The following is a 21,236-nucleotide window of genomic DNA, read 5'->3' on the forward strand; positions in this document are numbered from 1 at the left end:
AGAAAGAAACTACCATCCTCGTCTTGCTTGGCTACACCAAAATAGTCAAGTGTGCCAGGGGGGCGTTCCGCAAAGTCAACTTCTATCTGCACTATCTCAGTAGGGAAGACATCCCCAACCACACCATTAATTAGGGGTCGAGCCGTAAATGACAACGGTGGTACATATAACTGGGCGCCCGGTATATCAGCCCGTAGCCGCCCAAGAATACCATTAATATCCGCTGTTTGTCGCTGCTCTTGAATAAGTAACCCCTCATTCCGCCCTGGCTGTAGCAAAGATATTGTATCGTTATCCAGAATAGTTGCCGTTGCAGTAGCGGTGGTAATGGTGGCATTAGTAGCCTCCGATAAGCTCACCGTAAAGGTTTCATTTGGTTCTGCTACCGTGTCACCTTGGACATTGACTGTAATTACTTGAGATGTTACGCCTGGTGCAAAGGTAACTGTACCTGATGGGAATGCTCCACCTGGAAAGTCTGCGGCGTTAGCAGGGTTGTTACCTGTACCTGTCACCTCCCAGCGTGCACTACTTGTACCTGTGTTGTCCCCTGTGCGGGTAACTGTGAAGGTAAATGGGGTGAGTCCTTGATTACCTTCTGGTTGTACTGCATTAGTGGGGGCGATCGCTAACTGAGGTAGAACATCATCATCTACATCTGTGACTGCAATGGTGACATTAGTCGCAGGGTCAATAGCTACAGCAGAAACATTATTATTCTCATCTGTTTCTAACTGGTAATTATTATAAATATCACTGACTACCAACAGATAACCACTATTTACACCCTCAATGGGACTACTGGGTAAGGTAATAGTAGTTGAATTGGTGTAACTTGACCCCGCTACTAGGTTATCACCGTAGTAGTCCCACCATTCTCCCACAGATGTATCTTCGTTGGGGTCAAAGTTTTCATCCACTGAGAAGTAGATATTATCGTACCAATAACTAGTAGTGTTACCAGTACCTTGGTTGGTGACTGTCCAGGAGATGTCAATGGTTTCTCCCCAACTAACTTCGGTGACGGTAGGTGTGATGTCGCTGACGATTAAATCTGGTAAATCTGAAAGCAAATTTGTTACAGTCATAAATCACTCTTTCTTACAATAGTTATTGCCTATATACAGTCATTTCTCGGTCTTATACCGCCTTACCGTTAGCCGTCTCAGTGAATATAAATACAGATAGCTCCACCGTAGTTTCAGGTGAGAATATGTGATTAGTAGTTTAAAAAGCTGTATTAAACTTGCTAAATTATGACCAACTTTAACCTGAGCAAGTTAAGTAAACACATCTAAATGGTTACTAATAAGGTTACTTATATAACAGAAAGCTTATCAAGTCAACTTATTGTTAATTTTATTTACCAAGAAGCTAGGCAAGGGTAAAAAAATCTCTCTGCAAGCTCAAATTGGCTGATTTTGACTGATTCGCTATGATGGAATATGTACAGGAAAACACACGATTGACACTACCCCCGGCTAGAAGCCGGGGGATTCTTGATTCACGGGTACTCCAATGAATTTACCCTCCCCAAGCATCTTGACCGTGTGCCCCACGGCTGCAAGTCCACGTATAGCGAGTACCTGATTAGAAACCAGGGGCACTGTGCGCGTTTTTTGGTAGGGGTGGAGAATTAGTTTGCAGCATGGGGAGAACTATGTCAAATTACGATAGGCGATCGCTAAATCCCCTTTTGTTTTATAAACGAGGTAGTATTAAGCCCTTACTATAATCATCCCTATTGATTTTTAATTACTTATGCACGCTCTTTCTATTCCCACCTGGATCATTCATATTTCTAGCGTTATTGAGTGGATGGTCGCCATTTGGTTAATCTGGACTTATGGAGAACTCACTGGCAATCGTACATGGTGGGGATTATCTCTTGCCATGTTACCAGCTTTAGTGAGTGCCATGTGTGCCTGTACCTGGCATTATTTTGATAATGCAGCATCTTTAGAATGGCTGGTAACCCTGCAAGCTGCTATGACCTTAATTGGTAATTTTACACTTTGGGCTGCTGCAGTTTTAATCTGGCGTTCTACTAGGTCACAGGAGAAAACTGGGATTGTCCCTACCCAACTTACTGAATCAAAGTCATGATTTCTAAAGAAACCCTATTTGCTCTTTCCTTATTTCCCTACTTGGGTTTTTTGTGGTTTATTGGTCGTACTCCCCAAACGCCGCGTTTAGCCCTTTATGGATTTTACGGAACCCTGGTGTTTGTTGCCATTACCATCCCGGCGGGAATTTACTCGCAATTACATTATGGGGTTTCCTTGGCTAATGTGGATTGGTTACATGGAGGAGCAGAAATTTTTTTAACCCTTACTAATATTCTGGTAGTGTTGGGGTTCGCCCAAGCGGTGAGAGAATTAAAAATGAAAAATTAACGCCCTGAGCAGATAACACTCGGCAAAAATGCCAATACCATTAATAATTTATAGGCATAGATAAATGGAAGTAATACCAGCAATTGACTTACTAGAAGGACGCTGTGTTAGGCTTTATCAGGGAGACTACTCGCAGTCACAAGTTTTTAGCGAGAACCCGGTGGATATTGCTAAACAGTGGGTTGACCAAGGCGCAACCAGATTACATTTAGTTGACTTAGATGGCGCTAAAGCTGGTAAAGTAGTTAACTTGAAAGCTATTGCATCCATTGCTGAAGCAGTGTCTGTACCCATTGAAATTGGTGGAGGGTTACGCGATCGCACTAGCGTTCAACAAGTATTTAATTTAGGAGTAGAGTGGGCAATTCTGGGAACCATAGCCGTAGAACAACCCCAACTAGTACAAGAACTCTGTACAGAATTTCCCGAAAAGATTATCATTGGTATTGATGCTCGTAACGGACTAGTAGCAACTCGCGGTTGGTTAGAAACCTCGGAAGTTTTAGCCACCCAGCTAGCTGTGCAAATGCAAGATCTGGGTGCAGCAGCCATCATTTACACAGATATCCACCGCGATGGTACACTCATAGGACCCAATTTAGCAGCCTTACGAGAACTAGCACAAGAAATTTATATCCCCATCATCGCCTCTGGTGGAGTGAGTTCTGTGAGCGATTTATTGAGTCTCTTGGGTTTAGAAACACAGGGAGTAAAAGGCGTAATTGTGGGTAAAGCCCTATACACTGGCGATATTTCCCTCACGGAGGCAATAAAGGCTGTGGGACAGGGGCGTATTCAAGATGTCCCCCCCAATCTTGATTCGAGCTTCGCTTAAAGAACTATTATACCTTAATTCAGCCGTGAACACAACATCAGCCAACAACTCAACGTCGGTTTTTCGTCTGTCTCCGTTAATTCGGCTGACACTATTAAGCCTATACATAGCACTCACCATCCCATTACCGTTTTTATCCCAGGTAACAGCCGCGGCCATACCCCCAGTATTATTGTGGGTAGGAATCAGCATTGGCTTTGTAGGTTTATATGCGGTATTGACAGAGCGAGTAATTGTAGATGACCAGGGGATTCAAGTTACCTACCCATCCTGGGTTCCTAGCTTCTTTCGCAAAGGATGGATTTTATCTTGGTCAGATGTGAAAGACTTAAAACCCCGCTCCACTGGTCAAGGGGGACTAGTTTATTATTTTCTCAGTCGGGATGGAAAAGCTTATTTATTACCCATGCGCGTAGCTGGATTTTCCCGCCTGGTGAAAACAGTAGAAACCAGAACCGGAATTGATACTACAGATGTTCGCACCTTAGCACAACCGTGGATGTATTTAGTTTTGTTAGTATTCACCCTCCTGCTGTTACTGGTAGATGCTTGGACTATTAATACAGCCTTAGTCATTGGTCATTAGTTATTGAACTTGGAAAATCACAGCCACACCACCCAAATCAGGCTAGAACAAGTTAACTTGTTTGCCAAGCTTAAACCCCAACTTCAGGTATACCCCATACTACAGGATATCTCCTTTGGGGTGTTTCCAGGCGATCGCATTGCCATTGTCGGTCCATCGGGTGCTGGTAAAACCTCCTTATTACGGCTGATAAACCGCCTGTGTGAACCTACTAGAGGTAAAATTTATCTAGGAAATCAGGAATATAACCAAATTCCTATTATACAGCTACGCCAGGATATCACACTGGGATTACAAGAATCAAAACTGTTAGGAATGACAGTGGGGGAGGCTTTAGCTTATCCTTTATTTTTGCGTGGTTGGTCTCAAGAAAAAATTGAACCCAGAATTAACCATTGGATAGAACAACTCCACATTCCTAGTGAATGGTTAACAAGGACAGAATTACAACTTTCTACTGGACAGCGACAACTAGTAGCGATCGCCCGTGCTTTAGTTATCCAACCAAAAGTTTTATTATTAGATGAACCCACCTCTGCTTTGGATGCTGGTAAAGCAGCCAATCTCATGCAAGTCTTAATTCAGCTAAATCAAACTCATCAAACAACAATTTTGATGGTAAATAACCAGCTTGACTTAGCCCGGGTATTCTGCACCCGATTATTATACTTAGAGCAAGGTCAGTTATTGACAAATCAAACAGCATCTGAAATCAATTGGATTAACCTAAAAAAACAGTTGACAGAATCGGAAACCCAAGCAACCCAAGAATGGATTTAATCCCATTAAGAACGTTGACTAATAACTGTAGAGCGTGAGTGAGTGAATCGTTCCTTGGTTAACTTAGTTGGCGGTTGCGGAACATTGGATTTTAAACTTTCCATGTTAAATCTATATCCCACATTGCGGATAGTTTGAATCAAACTAGGTTGACGAGGATCAAGTTCCACTTTTTTGCGTAAAGACAAAACATGAGTATCAATGGTGCGCGGGTTATCAATCGCATCAGGCCAAGCACGACGTAATAATTCTGCACGACTCAGAGCTACTCCCCCAGCCTGTGCCAAAACGTACAGTAAACTAAACTCTTGAGGCGTTAAATCAATAAACTCACCTTGGAAACGCACCCGGCGCTGTACCAAATCAATTTGCAAACTGCCATAATCTAAATAAGCTGGTGCAATAGGTGTGCCTTTGCGGCGAATTATTGCCTCTACTCTAGCTAAAAACTCCTGCATTCCAAAAGGTTTTCTAAGATAGTCATCAGCCCCGGACTTTAAACCTGCTACAATATCAGCCTCATTAGTACGAGCTGATAGCATCAAAATTAAAGATTGTTGTTGCAAATGCAACCAGCGACAAAACTCAATACCATCACCATCGGGTAAATCAGCATCTAGAATTACCAATGTTGGTTGTTGGCTTAAAAATAATTCCCTTGCTTGATAAATGCTGGCGGCTTGATGGACACGATATTCCAACTGTTGCAAGTGCCATCCCAGCAACGACCTTAGATGGGGATTTCCCTCAACGATTTCAATACAAACCGAACCCACAGCGGCAATACCCCTTAGCGTTGATGAATTTCAAAGTAACAAGCCCATGGACAAGGTTTTGTATTCTTCGTTACTTACATTGGGATTAATTTTAGATTTTTTCATCCTCAAGGTAGTAAAATACTAAACTGATGCCTTACCCAAAGGTAAGTTAGTTATATTCTTTAATTTATTCTTAAATTTTTGTTAGACTGGAAGAAATGTGTTTTTCTATGAATATCCTCCCAGGGATGGGTGTATTTTACCCACAAACCCTAAACAGGGTGAGATTAAGTTAACCTATACCTAACTTTTTGGTGTTTTCGGATTAAATCTGTTAAAAGTACATGACTCCATCCCCTAGTGAATATGGAAACTTACCCCAAGTAATTATAAAAATAGCTTATAAAACTATCGTGTTCTAAATTTTATGGAATACCATGGGATTACCTTCTGGGGGGAGGATATAGCCTCAACTAGATATTGCGTCATTGATTTGAAGCGAGAAAGGTGAAAGTAACACTTCACATTTGAGCGTGAATCGTTTACAATTCTCATTCTAAAGAGATTAACATAGCAGTTATGCTCCAAGACACACAAACCATCCGCTATTACCAACGACTGACTGACGCCTTCGTCGAGCTATGGAATCGCGGTTATCGGACGGACGATATGCGGATGTATTTGGATGGCTATCTAGCCGCACTGCGACAAAGCAACGCTATTGAACCTATACTGATTCACCGCCTAGAAGAGGAAGCTAGCCGCTACCTGTACGATCCATCGAATTTTGTCAGAACCCAACCCGAACGACAACTTGATTACTATTAATGGCTTATTTAATCCCTTATACCCAGCCGCTAATAGTTGCCTTAATCGTCAACGCTGTCAATTATATCATTTTTCCAGCGTTTGTCAATCTTTTATTGGTGTGAAATTCTCGTGACATTTTGTCTATCAGAGAAAGGAAGAATATCCGCCGTTCTACGGCGCGGAGTTGCCAATGATCACGCTTACATACCCAACCATAAGGATGTGCGGTCGCAAACGTGATCAATAAAGTTGGCAACCCCATCAAGAATGGGGAATTACCGGGGATGACCTAAGAAGCCAGTGCCACTTCTACCAGTTGCTGCAACTCACCGTTTTGGTAAAGTTCAATCAAGATATCTGAACCGCCCACAAATTGACCGTCAATATAAACTTGGGGAATTGTCGGCCATGTAGAGTATTCTTTAATACCTTGACGAATTTCGGGGTCTGAGAGAACGTCAACTGTTTCAAAGGGAACCGCCAACGTGTTGAGAATCTGGACAACGTTGTTAGAGAAACCACACTGCGGCATCAACTTGTTTCCCTTCATGAAAACCATGATTTTGTTTTGTTGTATCAAATTATCAATTTTTTCTTTGGTTTCTGGGGTCATGGACTTTTTGTTTCCTATATTGCTAATAGCCAAGATATCAATAGTCAGTGTCGCGGTGGCAATGTGAATTTATTCATTTTAGGAAGCTGCTGTTGCTTCCCACGCCGCGGGAGTGTAGGTTTTTAAGGCCAAGGCATGAATTGCTTCAGTGGACATAGCTTGTCGCAAAGCACCATAAACTAACTGGTGTTGTTGTACCAGTCCTTTATCGGCAAACTGTGATGAAACCACTGTTACCTGATAGTGGTCACCGCCACCAGTCAAGTCTTGAACCTGAATTTGGGCATCTGGCAGTTCTGCCTTAATCATTGCCTCAACCTGCTGCGGATTAATCATCGCAATTCCTGAAAGACTTACTTTTCTATTATTAACAGATACAGCTAGGCAACATATGTTTCAGGTTTCAGGCAGACTGACGATCAACGCGGCTCTAACTTAGATATTACCATTTCAGACCTTCTTTGAAGATGTGCGGAATTTATTCACTTTGAGACGAGCTAGCACCTTGTCTGGGAAAGGGTGCATCCACAAAACCCAATTCAAATAACTGCTGATAGGCCTTCTGTCCTAAATCCCGTGTGGGATTTTGACTCTTAATAATCTGAATGAACAAAGGGACGGCTAACTCCGGTTGATTTTGCGCCCGATGTACCAGTGCTAACTGATAGGTGGCTTCGTCTCGCTTTTGGGCTGTTTCTAAGGCTTTTTGGCGCTGGGAATCGGAAATGCGAGGATCAATACCCGTAAAACTAGAGTTTAACTCTTGATAAAAATTAGATAACTGATTATAAAGTTGACGTGCATCTTGGAGTTTTTTCGCAGCTAAAGGGTAATTTTGAGCAGAAACAGCTGCGGCGGCTTCTGCCATCAGCCGTTCACCGCCCTCTATACTCAAAATGCTGTTACTTTGTGTAGGACGCAGAGTATTGGGATCGTTGGGTTCAATGATTTGTACTTGACTATAGAGACTGGGTAGCTTTTGTACCTGAGCATTGACAGGTGACAGCAGGTTAAGGACTGCTATGAATGATAAAGCCGTGGGGCTAATTAAAGAAGGAACAGCAGCGGATTTCATGGGATCAAGTAGTGCAACTATGTAGAAAACATGGAAACTTCTAGGTTTCTCTGATTTAGACTGAAAATCGGCGGAGGTGAGTTCCCATTCCTCCTGTATACTAACCAAAATCGCCCCCATGAACGATCAAGCTAATTCCTCTGATTTTACCCACACAGGTTTGCCAAGCAATTTAGGAATGGTTTTACAACGGGCCGGTGAAGAGTTGATTTTAGAAAAGGTTTTAGACCGCTTCACCGTCCGTCCCTCAACTAAATTTACTTCCCAACAATTATCTCAGGTTAACTGGGGTATTTGGCAATTTAGCATTCCTCAAGCAAATTTAGAAGTTTTCACAGTGGTAACTAACCAGTTAGACTCGGCCATGTCTCAAGCACGGGGTGCGGAAAGTGTGGCTTTTGCTGGCCATGTTTACACAATTCAAGATAATCCGGGAACTTTCGTTTACCTGAATGACCAAATTACTATTCAATTTGCCTCTTGGGTAGATTCTGCCACAATTGAGGCGATCGCTTCTAGATTTGGTTTAGTTCCACAAAAACCCGTCCTGGGTATTCCTAATACTTTTGTGTTTCTGGTGAGCAAACAAGCCAGAGAAAATCCCCTGAAAATTACTAATCAGTTACAGGGGTTCTCGTTCGTCTTAGTTGCTGAACCTAATATCCTCATTAAAAGTGAATTACATTACAGACCCGGTGAACCCCTATATCCTCAGCAATGGTATCTTTACCACAATGGCGGTAACCAGTTGGTACCTGGTTCTCATATTTGTGTAGAACCAGCTTGGGATATCACTCGCGGTGTGCGTTCTGTAGTTGTGGCGGTTGTGGATGATTCTTTTGACTTGAACCATCCGGATTTACAAGGTAGTGGCAAAATTGTTGCTCCCAGAGACTTAAGGAAAAATGGTTTTTTACCTATACCCGGTCAGGGAGAAATCAGTCATGGGACGGCTTGCGCAGGAATAGCTCTGGCCGAAGAAAATGGTCAGGGAATTGTGGGGGTTGCTCCTGGTTGTGCATTGATGCCGATTCGTAGTACTGGTTTTTTAGATGATGAATCGATTGAGGATATGTTTAACTGGGCGATTAATCAGGGGGCCAGTGTGATTTCTTGTAGCTGGGGAGCTGGTGCTGTCTATTATCCCTTGTCTTTGCGCCAACGGGCGGCTATTACTCGTGCTGCTACTACAGGACGCAATGGGAAAGGTTGCGTGGTATTGTTTGCTGCGGGAAATGCTAACCGCCCCATTAGCGGTGTGGTTTATGAGCAGAATTGGCCAGGAAATTTGTTGCAGGGAAATACAAGTTGGTTAAATGGATTTGCCGTACATCCTGATGTGATTACCATTGCAGCTTCCACTAGTTTGAACAAGAAAGCTGCTTACAGTAACTGGGGCACTAATATTACTTTGTGTGCTCCTAGTAATAACGCCCCACCCGGATTCTCATTTCAGGGTCGGGGTTTTATGAACACACAACCCCATATTACTGCGACTCTTCACGGACGGGGAATTTTAACTACTGACCAAGTAGGCGAAGCAGGTTATGATCCTGGTGATTTTATCAATAATTTCGGCGGTACTTCTAGCGCTACTCCTATAGTCGCAGGTGTGGCGGCATTAGTTCTGTCAGCAAATCCTCACTTAACGGCGCAACAGGTAAAGTTAATTCTGGAGGAAACTGCTGATAAAATTGTGGATTCTCTCCCTGACCCTCAGTTGGGTATTCAAGCAGGTACTTACGACAATAACGGACATTCTCAATGGTTTGGTTATGGCAAAGTGAATGCAGCTAGGGCGGTGGAAGCTGCCGCAAAACTACGTAGTTCTTTATTATCTGCTCAGTTGCAGGTCAGGGGTGAGAATTTCCGTGAGTTAAGTATTCCAGATGATAATCCAGATGGGGTCAAAAGTGCGATCGCCATTAGTGAATCCCGTCCCATTAAAGATATTCAAATAACAGTTAATATCACCCATGATTTTTTAGGCGATTTAGAAGTTTATTTAATAGCTCCCAATCATCGACGGGTGTTATTACAAAGCCGCACCTTAGGCCGCCGCACTAATTTACAAACAACGTACACAATTAGCTCCCACCCGGTCTTGAAACAATTACTTTGCCTTTCATCTCAAGGAATTTGGGAGTTATGGTTAATCGACTATGCCCCACAAGATGTGGGAAAGCTGAATAATTGGTCATTAGTCATTGGTTATTAGTGAAAAAGTTTCTGCTCTCTATGATTCTTCATTGCTTAGTTCTTGTAGAGCTAGTGCTAAATCCGATGTGAGTTTTTGGGCATTTTGTTTGAGATTTCCCTTAGTGTAATAACTTACATTTAATCCAGCTCCAATGTTAATTATTACACTCGTACGCCACTGAGGATAAGGTTGGCTGTATTTAATAGTTATAGGTATAATTGTGATGTTTACTCCTGGCTGACTAGATTCAGCAGTCAAAGAGAGACGACCAATTCCTGGTTTTAATGGGTGAACTTGACCATCGCGATAAATATCACCTTCTGGATAAATCACTAATATTTCGCCTTGTTGAAGTAATTCAACAGCATAACGGAGACTAGCAATAGCTGGACGCTGAGGATCCACAGGAAACCCTCCCATACTTCTGATTAACCAGCCTTGTATTCCTTGGCACTCATCAATACTGACCAGAAAGCGTAGATCCCGCCCTGTCACATAGCGACCACCAGCATAGGGTAAAAGCAATGAATCCCAACGTGACCGATGGGTAGGAGCTAGGATCACAGGGCCAGTTAAGGGAATATTTTCCTGTCCGGTGATGTCAATTTTGCCAAAGAATAATGGTAAAAGAAGGTTTCTCCCTAATAGATACAATAAAGGACTTAACCAGGGAGATATCCGCGAGGTAGTGTCAGCTACGCGAGTATTTGTCGTGGTAGCTGTTTGTTGGTAAGTATAAATTTCCATAAAGATGGTAGCGGCCGATTGTCCCATCAGCCAATAAATTGTTGATTAATTCAACAGTAGTTTTTCATTGGCAAATTGTCTTAGGACTAATGGACAGTTTTATATCTGTCCATGATTTTGCTGACGACGACCTGCAAACCAGGTTTGTAATTGTTGACGACAAGTTGATTCTAAAATACCTCCCATGACTCGTAGACGATGATTAGAAGCAGCGCCATCAGGGATATTGGTAACAGTACGAACCGCGCCAGTTTTAGGATCGTCCACTCCATAGATCAGCATTCCTAAACGTGCTTGGACAATAGCACCTGCACACATGGGACAAGGTTCTAGGGTGACGTACAGGGTGCATTGATTTAAGCGCCAATTTCTGCAAGTTTTAGCAGCTGCTCGCAAGGCGATAATTTCTGCGTGAGCTGTGGGATCTTGGTCACGTTCTTTTCTGTTTTCGCCTGAAGCAATCAAATTTCCAGTAGCATCAACAATCACAGCACCCACAGGAACCTCACCAGCATCGCCGGCGATTTGTGCTAAGTCTATGGCGCGACTCATCCATTGGCGATGTATCAGATATTCTGGATATTCAATTAACATTTTTCCATGGCTACTGGGTGATCACACAGTGGCTAACAGTGAATCGAGTTGAGCTTCTTTGTCTAGCTGATAAAGGTCATCACAACCACCAATGTGCTGATTATTGATGAAAATTTGTGGTACTGAACGGCGGCCATGAGCGCGTTCCGCCATTTTTGCTCTAGCTGCTTCGTCGCGATCGATTTTGTACTCGGTGAATCTTACACCTTTCCACCACAGCAACATTTTGGCACGGATACAATAAGGACAGGTTTGCCAGGTGTAGATTTCAACATTTGCCTTCACACGTTCTGGATGGCGTCCAAGAAGGGGGTTGAGAAAATCCAGCATATTTTTTCTGAGGGAATTTTTTCACAAGTATATCTTTTATCTGACCATGGCAGGTCACAATAGTACTAATATACTATAAACTAGATAGTCAAAGCAGCAAAACTTAACACTTGTCTTAGTAGATAGTATTGTCCACGTGTATCCGCACTTTGGTAGACTTGAAGACTGAAATAGCCAAATAACAAAAAGCTAAGTCAAGCACTTAAGAGGGTGAATCTGTGGAAAATACACTGGGATTAGAAATTATTGAGGTAGTAGAGCAAGCAGCGATCGCGTCTGCAAAGTGGGCAGGTAAAGGCGAAAAGAACACTGCTGACCAAGTAGCCGTGGAAGCGATGCGGGAGTGCATGAACAAAATGTATATGCGTGGTCGCATTGTGATTGGTGAAGGGGAGCGTGACGAAGCTCCTATGCTCTACATTGGGGAAGAAGTTGGTATCTGTACTAAACCGGATGCTCAAAAGTACTGTAACCCAGAAGAACTCATAGAAATTGATATCGCTGTTGATCCCTGCGAAGGCACAAACCTAGTCGCCTATGGTCAAAATGGCTCAATGGCGGTTTTGGCAATTGCCGAAAAAGGTGGTTTATTCGCTGCGCCTGACTTCTACATGAAGAAGCTAGCAGCACCAGCTGCGGCCAGAGGTCATGTAGACATCAACAAGTCAGCAACTGAAAACCTAAAAATCCTGTCTGAGTGCTTAAACCGCGCAGTTGAGGAATTGGTGGTTGTGGTCATGGATCGTCCCCGCCACAAAGGACTCATTCAAGAAATTCGCAATGCCGGTGCTAGAGTCAGACTCATCAGTGATGGTGACGTTTCTGCGGCCATCTCCTGCGCTTTTGGTGGTACTAATATCCACGCTTTGATGGGCATCGGTGCTGCTCCTGAGGGAGTCATCTCTGCTGCGGCTATGCGATGCTTGGGAGGTCATTTCCAAGGACAATTGATCTACGATCCAGAAGTTGTACAAACAGGTTTAATTGGGGAAAGCAGAGAAGGCAATCTCGCACGGTTAAAGGAAATGGGCATTAATGACCCGGACAAGGTTTATAATGCCGACGAATTAGCCTCTGGTCAAACTGTTTTATTTGCGGCTTGTGGTATTACCCCTGGTACTCTTATGGACGGTGTACGCTTCTTTAAGGGCGGCGCAAGAACTCAAAGCTTGGTGATTTCTAACCAGTCCAATACAGCACGGTTTGTCGATACTATCCATATGTTTGACCAACCAAAGAATCTGCAATTACGTTAGAAACTTGAGGGGGTGGGGACTGGGGAAGAATCTTGTTCATCTCTGGGACCTCATCCCCAACTCTGAATAATCAATAATCCATTACCAATTACCGATAAATAATGAATATTATCGTGGTGGGGTTAAGCCATAAGACCGCCCCAGTTGAAATCCGGGAAAAGCTGAGTATTCCAGAACCACAGACCGAAACAGCCATCGCTCATCTGAGTAGCTATCCCCATATTGATGAGGTGGCAATACTTAGCACTTGCAACCGCCTAGAAATATACATTGTGACCAGTGAGACGGAGCGAGGGATTAGGGAGGTGACTCAGTTTCTCTCTGAACACAGCCGCTTACCTATACAGTCTCTACGTCAACACTTGTTTATGTTGTTACATGGTGATGCTGTTATGCATCTGATGCGCGTAGCGGCAGGTTTAGATAGTTTGGTACTCGGAGAAGGTCAAATTCTAGCTCAGGTGAAAAATACTCATAAACTGGGACAGCAGTACAGTGGTATAAAAACAATTCTCAACCGATTATTTAAACAAGCTCTGACAGCCGGTAAGCGTGTGCGTTCTGAAACGAGTATTGGTACTGGTGCAGTTTCTATCAGTTCTGCGGCTGTGGAGTTGGCACAAATGAAGACCACTAATTTATCAGATTGCCGAGTCGCAATTATTGGTGCTGGCAAAATGTCACGTTTGTTGGTACAACACCTGATTTCTAAGGGTGCTACACAAATTAGCATTGTTAATCGCTCTCAAGAACGCGCCCAGCAATTGGCAAATCTTTATCCCGATCAGCCTATATATACTTATGCGCTATCAGAAATGATGGCGGTAATTGCTAAAAGTGATTTAGTATTTACAAGTACTTCTGCTACTGAACCTATACTTAACCGCAGCAGGTTAGAAAAAGTTTTAGAGTCTCATGGCTGTTTGATGTTATTTGATATTTCTGTGCCGCGTAATGTGGATGCGGATGTAAATGAACTGTCCCATGTCCAAGCCTTTAATGTGGATGATTTGAAGGCTGTTGTGGCACAAAACTATGAAAGCCGTCGCCAGATGGCTGAAGAGGCTGAAAAACTTCTGGATGAAGAGATTTTAGCTTTTGATCTTTGGTGGCGATCGCTAGAAACTGTTTCTACTATCAGTTGTCTGAGAAATAAGATTGAAACCATCCGCGAACAAGAATTAGAAAAAGCCTTGTCTCGATTAGGTGCCGAATTTGCTGACAAACATCAAGAGGTGATCGAAGCTTTAACAAGAGGAATAGTTAATAAAATTCTACACGATCCCATGGTGCAACTACGGGCGCAGCAGGATGTTGAAGCCCGGCGCAACTGTATGCAAACCCTGCAAATTTTATTTAACTTGGATGCAGGGGAGCAATTTAGCTAATTGCCCTATCCCGCCTATCTCACAGGAGTCAGGGGAAATGGAGAGAAAATTATCCCCTTTGTCCTAGACTCCACGCCTTACTCCCGAGTTTTTCCAGCTGTTGGGTTTGTTGTTCGAGTCGCACAGCTAGGCGATCGCACACTAGATCACATAACTGAAATAATATTGGGTCAGTAATTTCATAAATTACATTCACTCCCTCTGGTGTTCTTTTAACAATTCCCGCTTGTGCTAAAACTTTGAGATGCTTGGATACATTAGCCTGTCCTAGTCCTGTCTCCCCAATGATTTGTGTAACATTTTTAGATCCAGTTTTTAAACAACATAACACTTGTAGGCGACTCACTTCTGACAAGACTTTGAAATAGTCCGCAACTTGACTGAGTGCGTCTGGAAATATCTGTGACATATAAGATTAATTGTTTTGTGGTTTTTGCGCTGACTATTTTACCATATACTCATATAATATGACAAAGGCGATGGAAAATATCAGAAACTAATATCTAACTACCGATCAAATTTTCTGCTTTTAGCCTAGTCCGTTTATATGGAGAAACTAAAATGTTATTCCGCCAACTGTTTGACGATGATACAAGTACATATACTTATCTGATTGCCGACAAGACTAGCAAAGCAGCTATTCTAGTAGATCCGGTGATAGATAATGTAGAACGCGATCGCCAATTAATTAGAGAATTAGGTTTAACACTGCACTACTGCTTAGAAACACATATTCATGCCGATCATATTACAGGTACTGGTAAGTTACGTGAATTAACTGGGTGTTTAGGAATTGTACCAGAAAACGCCTCAGCCAGCTGTGCTGATCGGCAAATTAAACACGGGGAAATTCTCAAATTAGATGAAATTACCATAGAGGCCATAGCCACTTTAGGACATACAGATAGTCATATGGCCTATTTAGTTAATGGTGAAAAACTATTAACAGGAGATTCCTTATTGATTCGTGGTTGTGGTAGGACTGACTTTCAAAGTGGTGATGCGGGGAGTTTATTTGATGCAATTACCCAACGCCTATTTACCCTACCCGATGAAACCTTAGTTTATCCAGGACATGACTACCGGGGACATACCGTCTCCACCATCGGCGAAGAAAAGCAGTTTAACCCACGGTTCCAAGGACGGACGCGAGATAACTTTATTGAGTTCATGGCCAGTTTAAACTTACCAAATCCCCAAAAAATCATGGAAGCAGTACCAGCAAATCAACTTTGTGGTAATGCTTGAATAGTTTAAGATTAAAACCAGCAGGTAACAATATGATTTCAGAAACTAAATTGCAATTAATTGACGCTTCCACCCTCAAAGACTGGACGGAAAAACAACAAGTACAACTGATAGACGTGCGGGAACCTGGAGAATATGCAGCCGAACATATTCCCGGCGCTAAACTTGTACCCCTGTCTCAATTCCAAGCAGAAAAAGTAGATTTTACCCGTCACCCTCAAATTGTGCTGTATTGTCAATCAGGAAAACGCTCTCACCAAGCAGCACAAAAACTGATTACTGCGGGTTTCTCAGAATTTGCTCAACTTCAAGGAGGAATTACAGCTTGGAAGCAGTTAAATTACCCCACTAAAATTAATAAAAACGCCCCCATTAGTTTAATGAGACAAGTACAAATTGTAGCCGGCTCATTAGTATTTACAGGGACGATTTTAGGTGCTTTTGTTTCACCTTGGTTTTTAATTTTGAGTGGCTTTTTCGGTGCTGGTTTAGTATTTGCTGGCGTCAGTAATACCTGTGCCATGGGAATGTTATTGGCGAAATTACCCTACAATCAACGTGTGCAATGATTACATGGATATTAGGACATATCCTAGCAGTCGGAATTGGTATTAGCTTAGGGTTGATTGGCGGTGGTGGATCAGTTTTAGCATTACCAACTTTAGTTTATGTCATGGGAATAGAGCCGAAATCTGCTGTAGCCATGACCTTAGTAATTGTAGGAACCGTAAGTTTAATTGGTGTAATTCCCCATTGGAAACAGGGACACGTCAATTTAAAAACAGCATTTATCTTTGGTTCTGCTACGATGTTGGGGGCTTTTGCTGGTGCTAAAATCGCCAATCTGCCATTTATTACAGGTAGTTTGCAAATGCTGCTATTTGCAGTCATGATGTTGCTAGCTTCTGGGTTAATGATTCGGCGTGGTGCTAAATCAACAGCGAAACAGCCTGACATATCAGAAATTTACACCAAGCCCATTTGTAAATACTGTTGGTTGTGGCTAGTCAGCGAAGGCTTAGGGGTGGGTATATTGACAGGATTAGTGGGAGTTGGGGGAGGATTTGCGATTATACCCGCTTTAGTTATATTGGGAAATATACCAATGAAACAGGCTATTGGTACCTCCTTAGTAATTATTGCTGCTAATGCTGTATCAGGGTTTTTAGGCTATTGGGGAGAAGTGAGTTTAGACTGGAATATTATCACGTCATTTATTATAGCAGCCAGTATTGGCACTGTTCTAGGTGCTTATCTATCTCAATATGTTGATGGGAAAAAATTACAAAAATATTTTGGTTATTTTTTATTGGGAGTGGCGGCTTTGATTTTATTCCAAAACCGCGGTATTCTAGAAGAGTTTAAGAGCAAAAGAGCTGCTGGGAACAATTCAAATTATCAACAAATACTGCGTATTTGATTTGAGGTAGGTAAAGAAAATACCGGCAGAATAACTAATTAGTTAGACTAATATTACTGTCCTAAATAGGCTTCTAAGACTTGGGGATTGCTTTGTATTTCTTTAGGGGTTCCCTCAGCTAAATTTTGACCCTCCGCCATCACCCAAACGCGATCGCACAAGGACATAATTACATCCATATTGTGTTCAATAATTAAGAACGTCATACCGTCTTGGCGGTTCCAGGTACGAATGCGATCGCATATATCATCTATTAGTTTGGGATTGACTCCGGCGGCTGGTTCATCTAATAAAATTAACTTAGGATTGGTCATTAACGCTCGTCCCATTTCTAATAACTTCCGCTGTCCACCAGATAAACCACCAGCATATTCATGGGCTTTTTCCGCCAGTCCTACAGATTCTAGTAGTGACATTGCTTGTTCTTGGAATTGCTTTTCTTCCTGAGCTACGATATGAGGCTGTAACTGCACTCCCCAAAACTTTTCTCCTGTTTGTTTTTGTGCAGCTAGCAGCATATTATCTAACACCGACAAACGGGAGAGAGTCCGCGCCACTTGAAAAGTGCGGACTAGTCCCTGCTGGGCGATTTTGTATGGTTCCAACTGCTGAATAGGTTCCCCATCAAAAATCACTCGTCCCTTATCTGGGCGAATGAAGTTAGATAGTAGGTTAAACAAAGTAGTTTTACCAGCCCCATTCGGACCAATCAAGCCAGTAATACTACCTTGATTAACTTCAATTGTGGCATCCTTGACAGCTTTCAACCCACCAAAGCTTTTACAAAGTCCGCTAGCTGCAAGTAGTGGAAGTGGGGAAGATTGATTATTTACCATAAAAAATTGACTGATAACTGTTAACTAATGTTGCAGAATCTGAACTAGTCACTGTTAAGCAATTACTTACCCAGGGTGAGTTCCTCTTTTTTGCCTAAAATACCTTGAGGTCGCCAAATCATCAGTACCATCAAAATCAGACCAATCACCATGATGCGAAATGCGCCCAATTGGTCAGAAGATAAATTTGTGAAAATTCTCGGTAAAAATTCTCTCGTCATGGCATCATAAGTAAAGAAAATGACCGCGCCTAAGATGGTGCCAATATTATTACCAGAACCGCCTAAAATTACCATAATCCAAGCATCAAAGGTTAGCTGTGGTTGAAAATTATCAGGGTAAATAGCGCTAAGTTGCCAAGCAAAGAAAGCCCCAGCGATACCAGCGATCGCACCTCCCAACATCAGGGATTGGACTTTATACCAAAAAACATTTTTACCCATGGCTTTGGGGACTTCTTCATCCTCACGGATAGCTTTAAGCACCCGTCCCCAAGGCGATCGCACTAGAATTTCTAACCGCCACAATACAAATCCTAATACCAACAGTGACAACAGCATCAAACCGGCGGCGGGTTTATAATCATACAAGCCAATCAAACCAGAAATATAAATTGCTGCTGTCAGCAGGGCGAATATAATCCCTACTCCCCAGCGCGAAACTAATTCTTGCTTTTTACTCTCAGTTTTGCGAGAATCGGCTAACACAGATTTGTGAGCGGCGCGAACCCATCGCCACAAACACCAAAAAGTAGCCAGCGCCAACACTGTGAGCAATCCCATCATCACCAGTCTAAAAAACAAATTGGGGGTTGTAGATAAGGGTATAGGGTAACTTTGGACACCAAAAGCCCCAGATATCCAGGTATCCCTCACAGGTAATTCTTGATTGTTCACCACTAAACGAATTAATTCTCCTACCCCAATGGTGACAATGGCCAGATAATCTTCCCGTAAGCGCAGAGTAGCAAAACCAATAATTAAACCTAATAAAGCTGCTACTATTGCTCCTATGATTGCTGATATCAGTAAGGGGATACCCTGGAGACTTAGCAAAACTGTGGTATAAGCCCCCAGAGTCATAAAAGCAATATGACCAAAGTTAATTAACCCTGTATATCCCCACTGTAGATTGAGTCCCAAACCAAACAGGGCGAAGATTGTGGTAGAAATTGCTAAAAAAGTGAGATATTCAACCATAGTAATTTATTTAATACACTATCACCATGTCTTACTCTATAACTCTGTCCTATGGTAGGGAAGGGTGAACGGTAAGGTACAATAATTTTGGGAAGCATCACTAATTAATTGGATTAATGGGATGCTCCATACCCAACATTGAAAACTGTATAAGGCTAGGCACCGGATGGCTCTGACCTTACATTAAACTTGTTTTTGAAGCAATACTTTATTTGAGATTTCCCTATGGATGCGAAGGCACTTTGGCAACGATACCAAAACTGGTTATATTTCCACAAGGGATTAGGACTCTACTTAGACATCAGTCGCATGGGGTTTGATGATGCTTTTGTGGATTCGTTGCGGCCGAAGTTTGACAAAGCGTTTGCGGATATGGCGGAATTAGAAAAGGGTGCGATCGCAAATCCTGACGAAGGCCGCATGGTAGGACATTACTGGTTGCGAAATCCTGATTTAGCACCCACACCAGAACTTACCCAAGAAATTGTCCAAACCCTAGAGCAAATTGAAGCCTTTGCGGAAAAAGTCCACACAGGTGCTGTTCATCCTCCCCAAGCCAGCCGGTTTACCGATATTATATCTGTTGGTATTGGTGGTTCTGCCCTGGGACCGCAATTTGTGGCTGAGGCCCTCAGTCCTGATTTTCCACCCCTGAACCTTCACTTTATCGACAATACAGACCCCGCAGGTATTGACCGTGTTCTGGTTCGGTTGCAAAATACCCTAGCTACAACTTTGGTTTTAGTCATCTCCAAATCTGGGGGAACACCGGAACCACGCAATGGGATGATTGAAGTTAAATCCGCTTATGCAGCCAAGAATTTAGACTTTGCTCAATACGCTGTTGCGATTACTAGCGTTGATAGTAACTTAGATCAAGTCGCCAAAAATGAAGGCTGGTTAGCCAGATTTCCCATGTATGACTGGGTGGGAGGACGCACATCAGCAATGTCCGCTGTGGGACTAGTACCGGCCGCATTACAAGGCATTGACGTTCACGCTATGCTAGAGGGTGCGAAAGAAATGGATGACGCTACCCGCGTCCCAAACTTGAAAAATAACCCAGCGGCTTTGTTGGCTTTGTCTTGGTATTTTTCCGGTAATGGTAAGGGTGAAAAAGATATGGTTGTCTTACCTTACAAGGACAGCTTGTTGTTATTTAGTCGCTATTTGCAACAGCTGGTAATGGAGTCTTTAGGTAAAGAAAAAGACCTGGACGGTAAGACTGTTTATCAAGGTATCGCGGTTTACGGTAACAAAGGTTCCACAGACCAACACGCTTACGTCCAGCAATTACGTGAGGGTGTACCGAATTTCTTTGCTACTTTCATTGAAGTCTTAGAAGACCGTCAAGGGAAATCTTTAGAAATTGAACCTGGAGTTACATCGGGAGATTTTCTCTCTGGGTTTCTCTTAGGAAGTCAACAAGCGCTGTACGAAAATCAACGGGATTCTATTACAGTGACTATTCCCCAAGTCAACCCCAAAACAGTGGGGGCGTTAATTGCTTTGTATGAACGTGCTGTTGGTTTATACGCCAGTTTGGTAAATATCAACGCCTACCATCAACCAGGAGTAGAAGCTGGTAAAAAAGCTGCGGCGGCTATTCTGGAGTTACAATCAAAGGTAGTGGCTGTATTGCAACAGCAAAAAACAGGCCTGTCTCTGGAAGAAATAGCCGAAAAAGCTGGCGCATCTGAGAAAGTTGAGGCAATTTACAAAATTCTCCGGCACTTGCACGCAAATGAGCGCGGTGTGTTAGTACAAGGTGACCCCGGTGACCCAGCTAGTTTAAAGATTTGCGCCGCCAAATAAACTTAGATTAATTGGAATATTATATCATATAATTGTTGTATCTGCAACAATTTTTTTATTCTCTAGCATCTTAGATCACATCTATCTAGGATGCTTGGCAGTTATGGGCAAATATTAAGTTACTCAGCCGTAGTTACTATAGCAACCGCCAAGGAGGTTAGGACGCAAAAAGTAAGACATCCTCAATGGCATCTCGTAAAGAATCAAACTGCTCAAGTTTTTTGCGGATTCGACTTTTTAACCAAGACCAACATTTTTCAATCTGATTCAGGTCTGGAGAATAAGGTGGTAGGTACACCACTTCACACCCTGCGTACTCAATCAGTTGTTGAATGCGCCCACCTTTATGA

At 42.7% G+C, this 21,236-nt stretch carries 25 protein-coding genes; 13 read left to right on the forward strand and 12 right to left on the reverse strand.

Going from position 1 to position 21,236, the window contains the following annotated elements; translation table 11 throughout:
• A partial coding sequence (locus PN447_RS13115) for a Calx-beta domain-containing protein (RefSeq protein WP_271763486.1) occupies nucleotides 1–1,088 on the reverse strand: 1,088 nt, incomplete at its 3' end.
• Between the two features lie 673 nt (nucleotides 1,089–1,761).
• Between PN447_RS13115 and PN447_RS13120 the strand changes: the two genes are divergently transcribed.
• From PN447_RS13120 to PN447_RS13140, 5 genes are all read left to right on the forward strand, one after another.
• Entirely contained in the window at nucleotides 1,762–2,106 is a 345-nt protein-coding gene (locus PN447_RS13120; RefSeq protein ID WP_271763487.1) for a DUF2499 domain-containing protein, read from the forward strand.
• Nucleotides 2,103–2,396 (forward strand): DUF3593 domain-containing protein, encoded by a 294-nt coding sequence (locus tag PN447_RS13125; protein WP_271763488.1) that lies wholly within the window; start codon nucleotides 2,103–2,105, stop codon nucleotides 2,394–2,396. The genes PN447_RS13120 and PN447_RS13125 overlap by 4 nt, the downstream gene beginning before the upstream one ends.
• Nucleotides 2,397–2,460: 64 nt before the next feature.
• Entirely contained in the window at nucleotides 2,461–3,231 is a 771-nt protein-coding gene (gene hisA, locus PN447_RS13130; RefSeq protein ID WP_271763489.1) for a 1-(5-phosphoribosyl)-5-[(5-phosphoribosylamino)methylideneamino]imidazole-4-carboxamide isomerase, read from the forward strand.
• Nucleotides 3,232–3,256: 25 nt separating this feature from the next.
• Nucleotides 3,257–3,817 (forward strand): hypothetical protein, encoded by a 561-nt coding sequence (locus PN447_RS13135; RefSeq protein WP_271763491.1) that lies wholly within the window; start codon nucleotides 3,257–3,259, stop codon nucleotides 3,815–3,817.
• A gap of 9 nt (nucleotides 3,818–3,826) precedes the next feature.
• Nucleotides 3,827–4,597, forward strand: a complete 771-nt coding sequence (locus PN447_RS13140; RefSeq protein WP_271763508.1) for an ABC transporter ATP-binding protein — start codon at nucleotides 3,827–3,829, stop codon at nucleotides 4,595–4,597.
• Between the two features lie 5 nt (nucleotides 4,598–4,602).
• Here PN447_RS13140 and PN447_RS13145 read toward each other — a convergent pair whose 3' ends face one another.
• Nucleotides 4,603–5,373 (reverse strand): response regulator transcription factor, encoded by a 771-nt coding sequence (locus PN447_RS13145; RefSeq protein ID WP_271763492.1) that lies wholly within the window; start codon nucleotides 5,371–5,373, stop codon nucleotides 4,603–4,605.
• A gap of 561 nt (nucleotides 5,374–5,934) precedes the next feature.
• On the opposite strand from PN447_RS13145, the gene PN447_RS13150 reads away from it, so the two are divergent.
• Nucleotides 5,935–6,183 (forward strand): DUF6761 family protein, encoded by a 249-nt coding sequence (locus PN447_RS13150; RefSeq protein WP_271763493.1) that lies wholly within the window; start codon nucleotides 5,935–5,937, stop codon nucleotides 6,181–6,183.
• Nucleotides 6,184–6,454: 271 nt separating this feature from the next.
• On the opposite strand, the gene grxD is transcribed toward PN447_RS13150, so the two are convergent.
• From grxD to PN447_RS13165, 3 genes are all read right to left on the reverse strand, one after another.
• Nucleotides 6,455–6,778, reverse strand: a complete 324-nt coding sequence (gene grxD, locus PN447_RS13155) for a Grx4 family monothiol glutaredoxin (RefSeq protein ID WP_271763494.1) — start codon at nucleotides 6,776–6,778, stop codon at nucleotides 6,455–6,457.
• 78 nt (nucleotides 6,779–6,856) lie between these two features.
• Entirely contained in the window at nucleotides 6,857–7,114 is a 258-nt protein-coding gene (locus tag PN447_RS13160) for a BolA family protein (protein ID WP_271731895.1), read from the reverse strand.
• 142 nt (nucleotides 7,115–7,256) lie between these two features.
• Complete coding sequence (locus PN447_RS13165; RefSeq protein ID WP_271763509.1) at nucleotides 7,257–7,853, reverse strand: hypothetical protein; 597 nt, start codon at nucleotides 7,851–7,853, stop codon at nucleotides 7,257–7,259.
• A 118-nt stretch (nucleotides 7,854–7,971) separates the two neighbouring features.
• On the opposite strand from PN447_RS13165, the gene PN447_RS13170 reads away from it, so the two are divergent.
• A complete protein-coding gene (locus PN447_RS13170) occupies nucleotides 7,972–10,071 on the forward strand; it encodes a S8 family serine peptidase (RefSeq protein WP_271763495.1) in 2,100 nt (699 codons plus the stop codon).
• 18 nt (nucleotides 10,072–10,089) lie between these two features.
• Here PN447_RS13170 and PN447_RS13175 read toward each other — a convergent pair whose 3' ends face one another.
• The 3 genes from PN447_RS13175 to grxC form a co-directional block, all read right to left on the reverse strand.
• Nucleotides 10,090–10,800 (reverse strand): lysophospholipid acyltransferase family protein, encoded by a 711-nt coding sequence (locus PN447_RS13175; RefSeq protein ID WP_271763510.1) that lies wholly within the window; start codon nucleotides 10,798–10,800, stop codon nucleotides 10,090–10,092.
• A gap of 99 nt (nucleotides 10,801–10,899) precedes the next feature.
• On the reverse strand, nucleotides 10,900–11,394 hold the full coding sequence (tadA, locus tag PN447_RS13180; protein ID WP_271763496.1) for a tRNA adenosine(34) deaminase TadA: 495 nt from the start codon (nucleotides 11,392–11,394) through the stop codon (nucleotides 10,900–10,902).
• Nucleotides 11,395–11,415: 21 nt separating this feature from the next.
• The gene (gene grxC, locus PN447_RS13185; protein ID WP_271763497.1) at nucleotides 11,416–11,724 is read right to left on the reverse strand and encodes a glutaredoxin 3; all 309 of its coding nucleotides are present in this window, start codon (nucleotides 11,722–11,724) and stop codon (nucleotides 11,416–11,418) included.
• 218 nt (nucleotides 11,725–11,942) lie between these two features.
• On the opposite strand from grxC, the gene glpX reads away from it, so the two are divergent.
• Both glpX and PN447_RS13195 read left to right on the forward strand, forming a co-directional pair.
• The gene (gene glpX / locus PN447_RS13190; RefSeq protein WP_271763498.1) at nucleotides 11,943–12,980 is read left to right on the forward strand and encodes a class II fructose-bisphosphatase; all 1,038 of its coding nucleotides are present in this window, start codon (nucleotides 11,943–11,945) and stop codon (nucleotides 12,978–12,980) included.
• 101 nt (nucleotides 12,981–13,081) lie between these two features.
• Nucleotides 13,082–14,368 carry a glutamyl-tRNA reductase gene (locus PN447_RS13195; RefSeq protein ID WP_271763499.1) on the forward strand — a complete coding sequence of 429 codons (1,287 nt, stop codon included), beginning with the start codon at nucleotides 13,082–13,084 and terminating at the stop codon, nucleotides 14,366–14,368.
• A 49-nt stretch (nucleotides 14,369–14,417) separates the two neighbouring features.
• On the opposite strand, the gene PN447_RS13200 is transcribed toward PN447_RS13195, so the two are convergent.
• A complete protein-coding gene (locus tag PN447_RS13200; protein ID WP_271763500.1) occupies nucleotides 14,418–14,777 on the reverse strand; it encodes an ArsR/SmtB family transcription factor in 360 nt (119 codons plus the stop codon).
• A gap of 152 nt (nucleotides 14,778–14,929) precedes the next feature.
• Here PN447_RS13200 and PN447_RS13205 point away from each other — a divergent pair, with 152 nt between their 5' ends.
• From PN447_RS13205 to PN447_RS13215, 3 genes are read left to right on the forward strand one after another with little or no spacing between them, the layout of a single operon-like run.
• Nucleotides 14,930–15,616: an MBL fold metallo-hydrolase gene (locus PN447_RS13205; protein ID WP_271763501.1), complete on the forward strand. Its 687-nt coding sequence runs from the start codon at nucleotides 14,930–14,932 to the stop codon at nucleotides 15,614–15,616.
• 32 nt (nucleotides 15,617–15,648) lie between these two features.
• Nucleotides 15,649–16,185 (forward strand): rhodanese-like domain-containing protein, encoded by a 537-nt coding sequence (locus PN447_RS13210; protein ID WP_271763502.1) that lies wholly within the window; start codon nucleotides 15,649–15,651, stop codon nucleotides 16,183–16,185.
• Nucleotides 16,185–17,036, forward strand: a complete 852-nt coding sequence (locus PN447_RS13215) for a sulfite exporter TauE/SafE family protein (protein WP_271763511.1) — start codon at nucleotides 16,185–16,187, stop codon at nucleotides 17,034–17,036. The genes PN447_RS13210 and PN447_RS13215 overlap by 1 nt, the downstream gene beginning before the upstream one ends.
• A gap of 53 nt (nucleotides 17,037–17,089) precedes the next feature.
• On the opposite strand, the gene PN447_RS13220 is transcribed toward PN447_RS13215, so the two are convergent.
• Complete coding sequence (locus PN447_RS13220; RefSeq protein WP_271763503.1) at nucleotides 17,090–17,872, reverse strand: ABC transporter ATP-binding protein; 783 nt, start codon at nucleotides 17,870–17,872, stop codon at nucleotides 17,090–17,092.
• Nucleotides 17,873–17,934: 62 nt separating this feature from the next.
• The gene (locus PN447_RS13225) at nucleotides 17,935–19,071 is read right to left on the reverse strand and encodes a branched-chain amino acid ABC transporter permease (RefSeq protein ID WP_271763505.1); all 1,137 of its coding nucleotides are present in this window, start codon (nucleotides 19,069–19,071) and stop codon (nucleotides 17,935–17,937) included.
• Between the two features lie 225 nt (nucleotides 19,072–19,296).
• On the opposite strand from PN447_RS13225, the gene PN447_RS13230 reads away from it, so the two are divergent.
• Nucleotides 19,297–20,886 (forward strand): glucose-6-phosphate isomerase, encoded by a 1,590-nt coding sequence (locus PN447_RS13230; RefSeq protein WP_271763506.1) that lies wholly within the window; start codon nucleotides 19,297–19,299, stop codon nucleotides 20,884–20,886.
• Between the two features lie 157 nt (nucleotides 20,887–21,043).
• Here the strand turns inward: PN447_RS13230 and PN447_RS13235 are convergent.
• A partial coding sequence (locus PN447_RS13235) for a transposase (RefSeq protein WP_271763507.1) occupies nucleotides 21,044–21,236 on the reverse strand: 193 nt, incomplete at its 5' end.

Source organism: Anabaena sp. CS-542/02 (assembly GCF_028331085.1).
Taxonomy (GTDB): domain Bacteria; phylum Cyanobacteriota; class Cyanobacteriia; order Cyanobacteriales; family Nostocaceae; genus Anabaenopsis; species Anabaenopsis arnoldii.

Bases quoted from the DNA above. Each gene is read 5' to 3' on its own strand.
- hisA (WP_271763489.1), top strand. From the start codon at position 2,461: ATGGAAGTAATACCAGCAATTGACTTACTAGAAGGACGCTGTGTTAGG.
- PN447_RS13195 (WP_271763499.1), top strand. From the start codon at position 13,082: ATGAATATTATCGTGGTGGGGTTAAGCCATAAGACCGCCCCAGTTGAA.
- PN447_RS13225 (WP_271763505.1), bottom strand. From the start codon at position 19,071: ATGGTTGAATATCTCACTTTTTTAGCAATTTCTACCACAATCTTCGCC.
- grxC (WP_271763497.1), bottom strand. From the start codon at position 11,724: ATGCTGGATTTTCTCAACCCCCTTCTTGGACGCCATCCAGAACGTGTG.
- tadA (WP_271763496.1), bottom strand. From the start codon at position 11,394: ATGTTAATTGAATATCCAGAATATCTGATACATCGCCAATGGATGAGT.
- PN447_RS13120 (WP_271763487.1), top strand. From the start codon at position 1,762: ATGCACGCTCTTTCTATTCCCACCTGGATCATTCATATTTCTAGCGTT.
- PN447_RS13165 (WP_271763509.1), bottom strand. From the start codon at position 7,853: ATGAAATCCGCTGCTGTTCCTTCTTTAATTAGCCCCACGGCTTTATCA.
- PN447_RS13160 (WP_271731895.1), bottom strand. From the start codon at position 7,114: ATGATTAATCCGCAGCAGGTTGAGGCAATGATTAAGGCAGAACTGCCA.
- PN447_RS13220 (WP_271763503.1), bottom strand. From the start codon at position 17,872: ATGGTAAATAATCAATCTTCCCCACTTCCACTACTTGCAGCTAGCGGA.
- PN447_RS13170 (WP_271763495.1), top strand. From the start codon at position 7,972: ATGAACGATCAAGCTAATTCCTCTGATTTTACCCACACAGGTTTGCCA.
- PN447_RS13175 (WP_271763510.1), bottom strand. From the start codon at position 10,800: ATGGAAATTTATACTTACCAACAAACAGCTACCACGACAAATACTCGC.
- grxD (WP_271763494.1), bottom strand. From the start codon at position 6,778: ATGACCCCAGAAACCAAAGAAAAAATTGATAATTTGATACAACAAAAC.
- PN447_RS13230 (WP_271763506.1), top strand. From the start codon at position 19,297: ATGGATGCGAAGGCACTTTGGCAACGATACCAAAACTGGTTATATTTC.
- PN447_RS13125 (WP_271763488.1), top strand. From the start codon at position 2,103: ATGATTTCTAAAGAAACCCTATTTGCTCTTTCCTTATTTCCCTACTTG.
- PN447_RS13205 (WP_271763501.1), top strand. From the start codon at position 14,930: ATGTTATTCCGCCAACTGTTTGACGATGATACAAGTACATATACTTAT.
- PN447_RS13150 (WP_271763493.1), top strand. From the start codon at position 5,935: ATGCTCCAAGACACACAAACCATCCGCTATTACCAACGACTGACTGAC.
- PN447_RS13200 (WP_271763500.1), bottom strand. From the start codon at position 14,777: ATGTCACAGATATTTCCAGACGCACTCAGTCAAGTTGCGGACTATTTC.
- PN447_RS13210 (WP_271763502.1), top strand. From the start codon at position 15,649: ATGATTTCAGAAACTAAATTGCAATTAATTGACGCTTCCACCCTCAAA.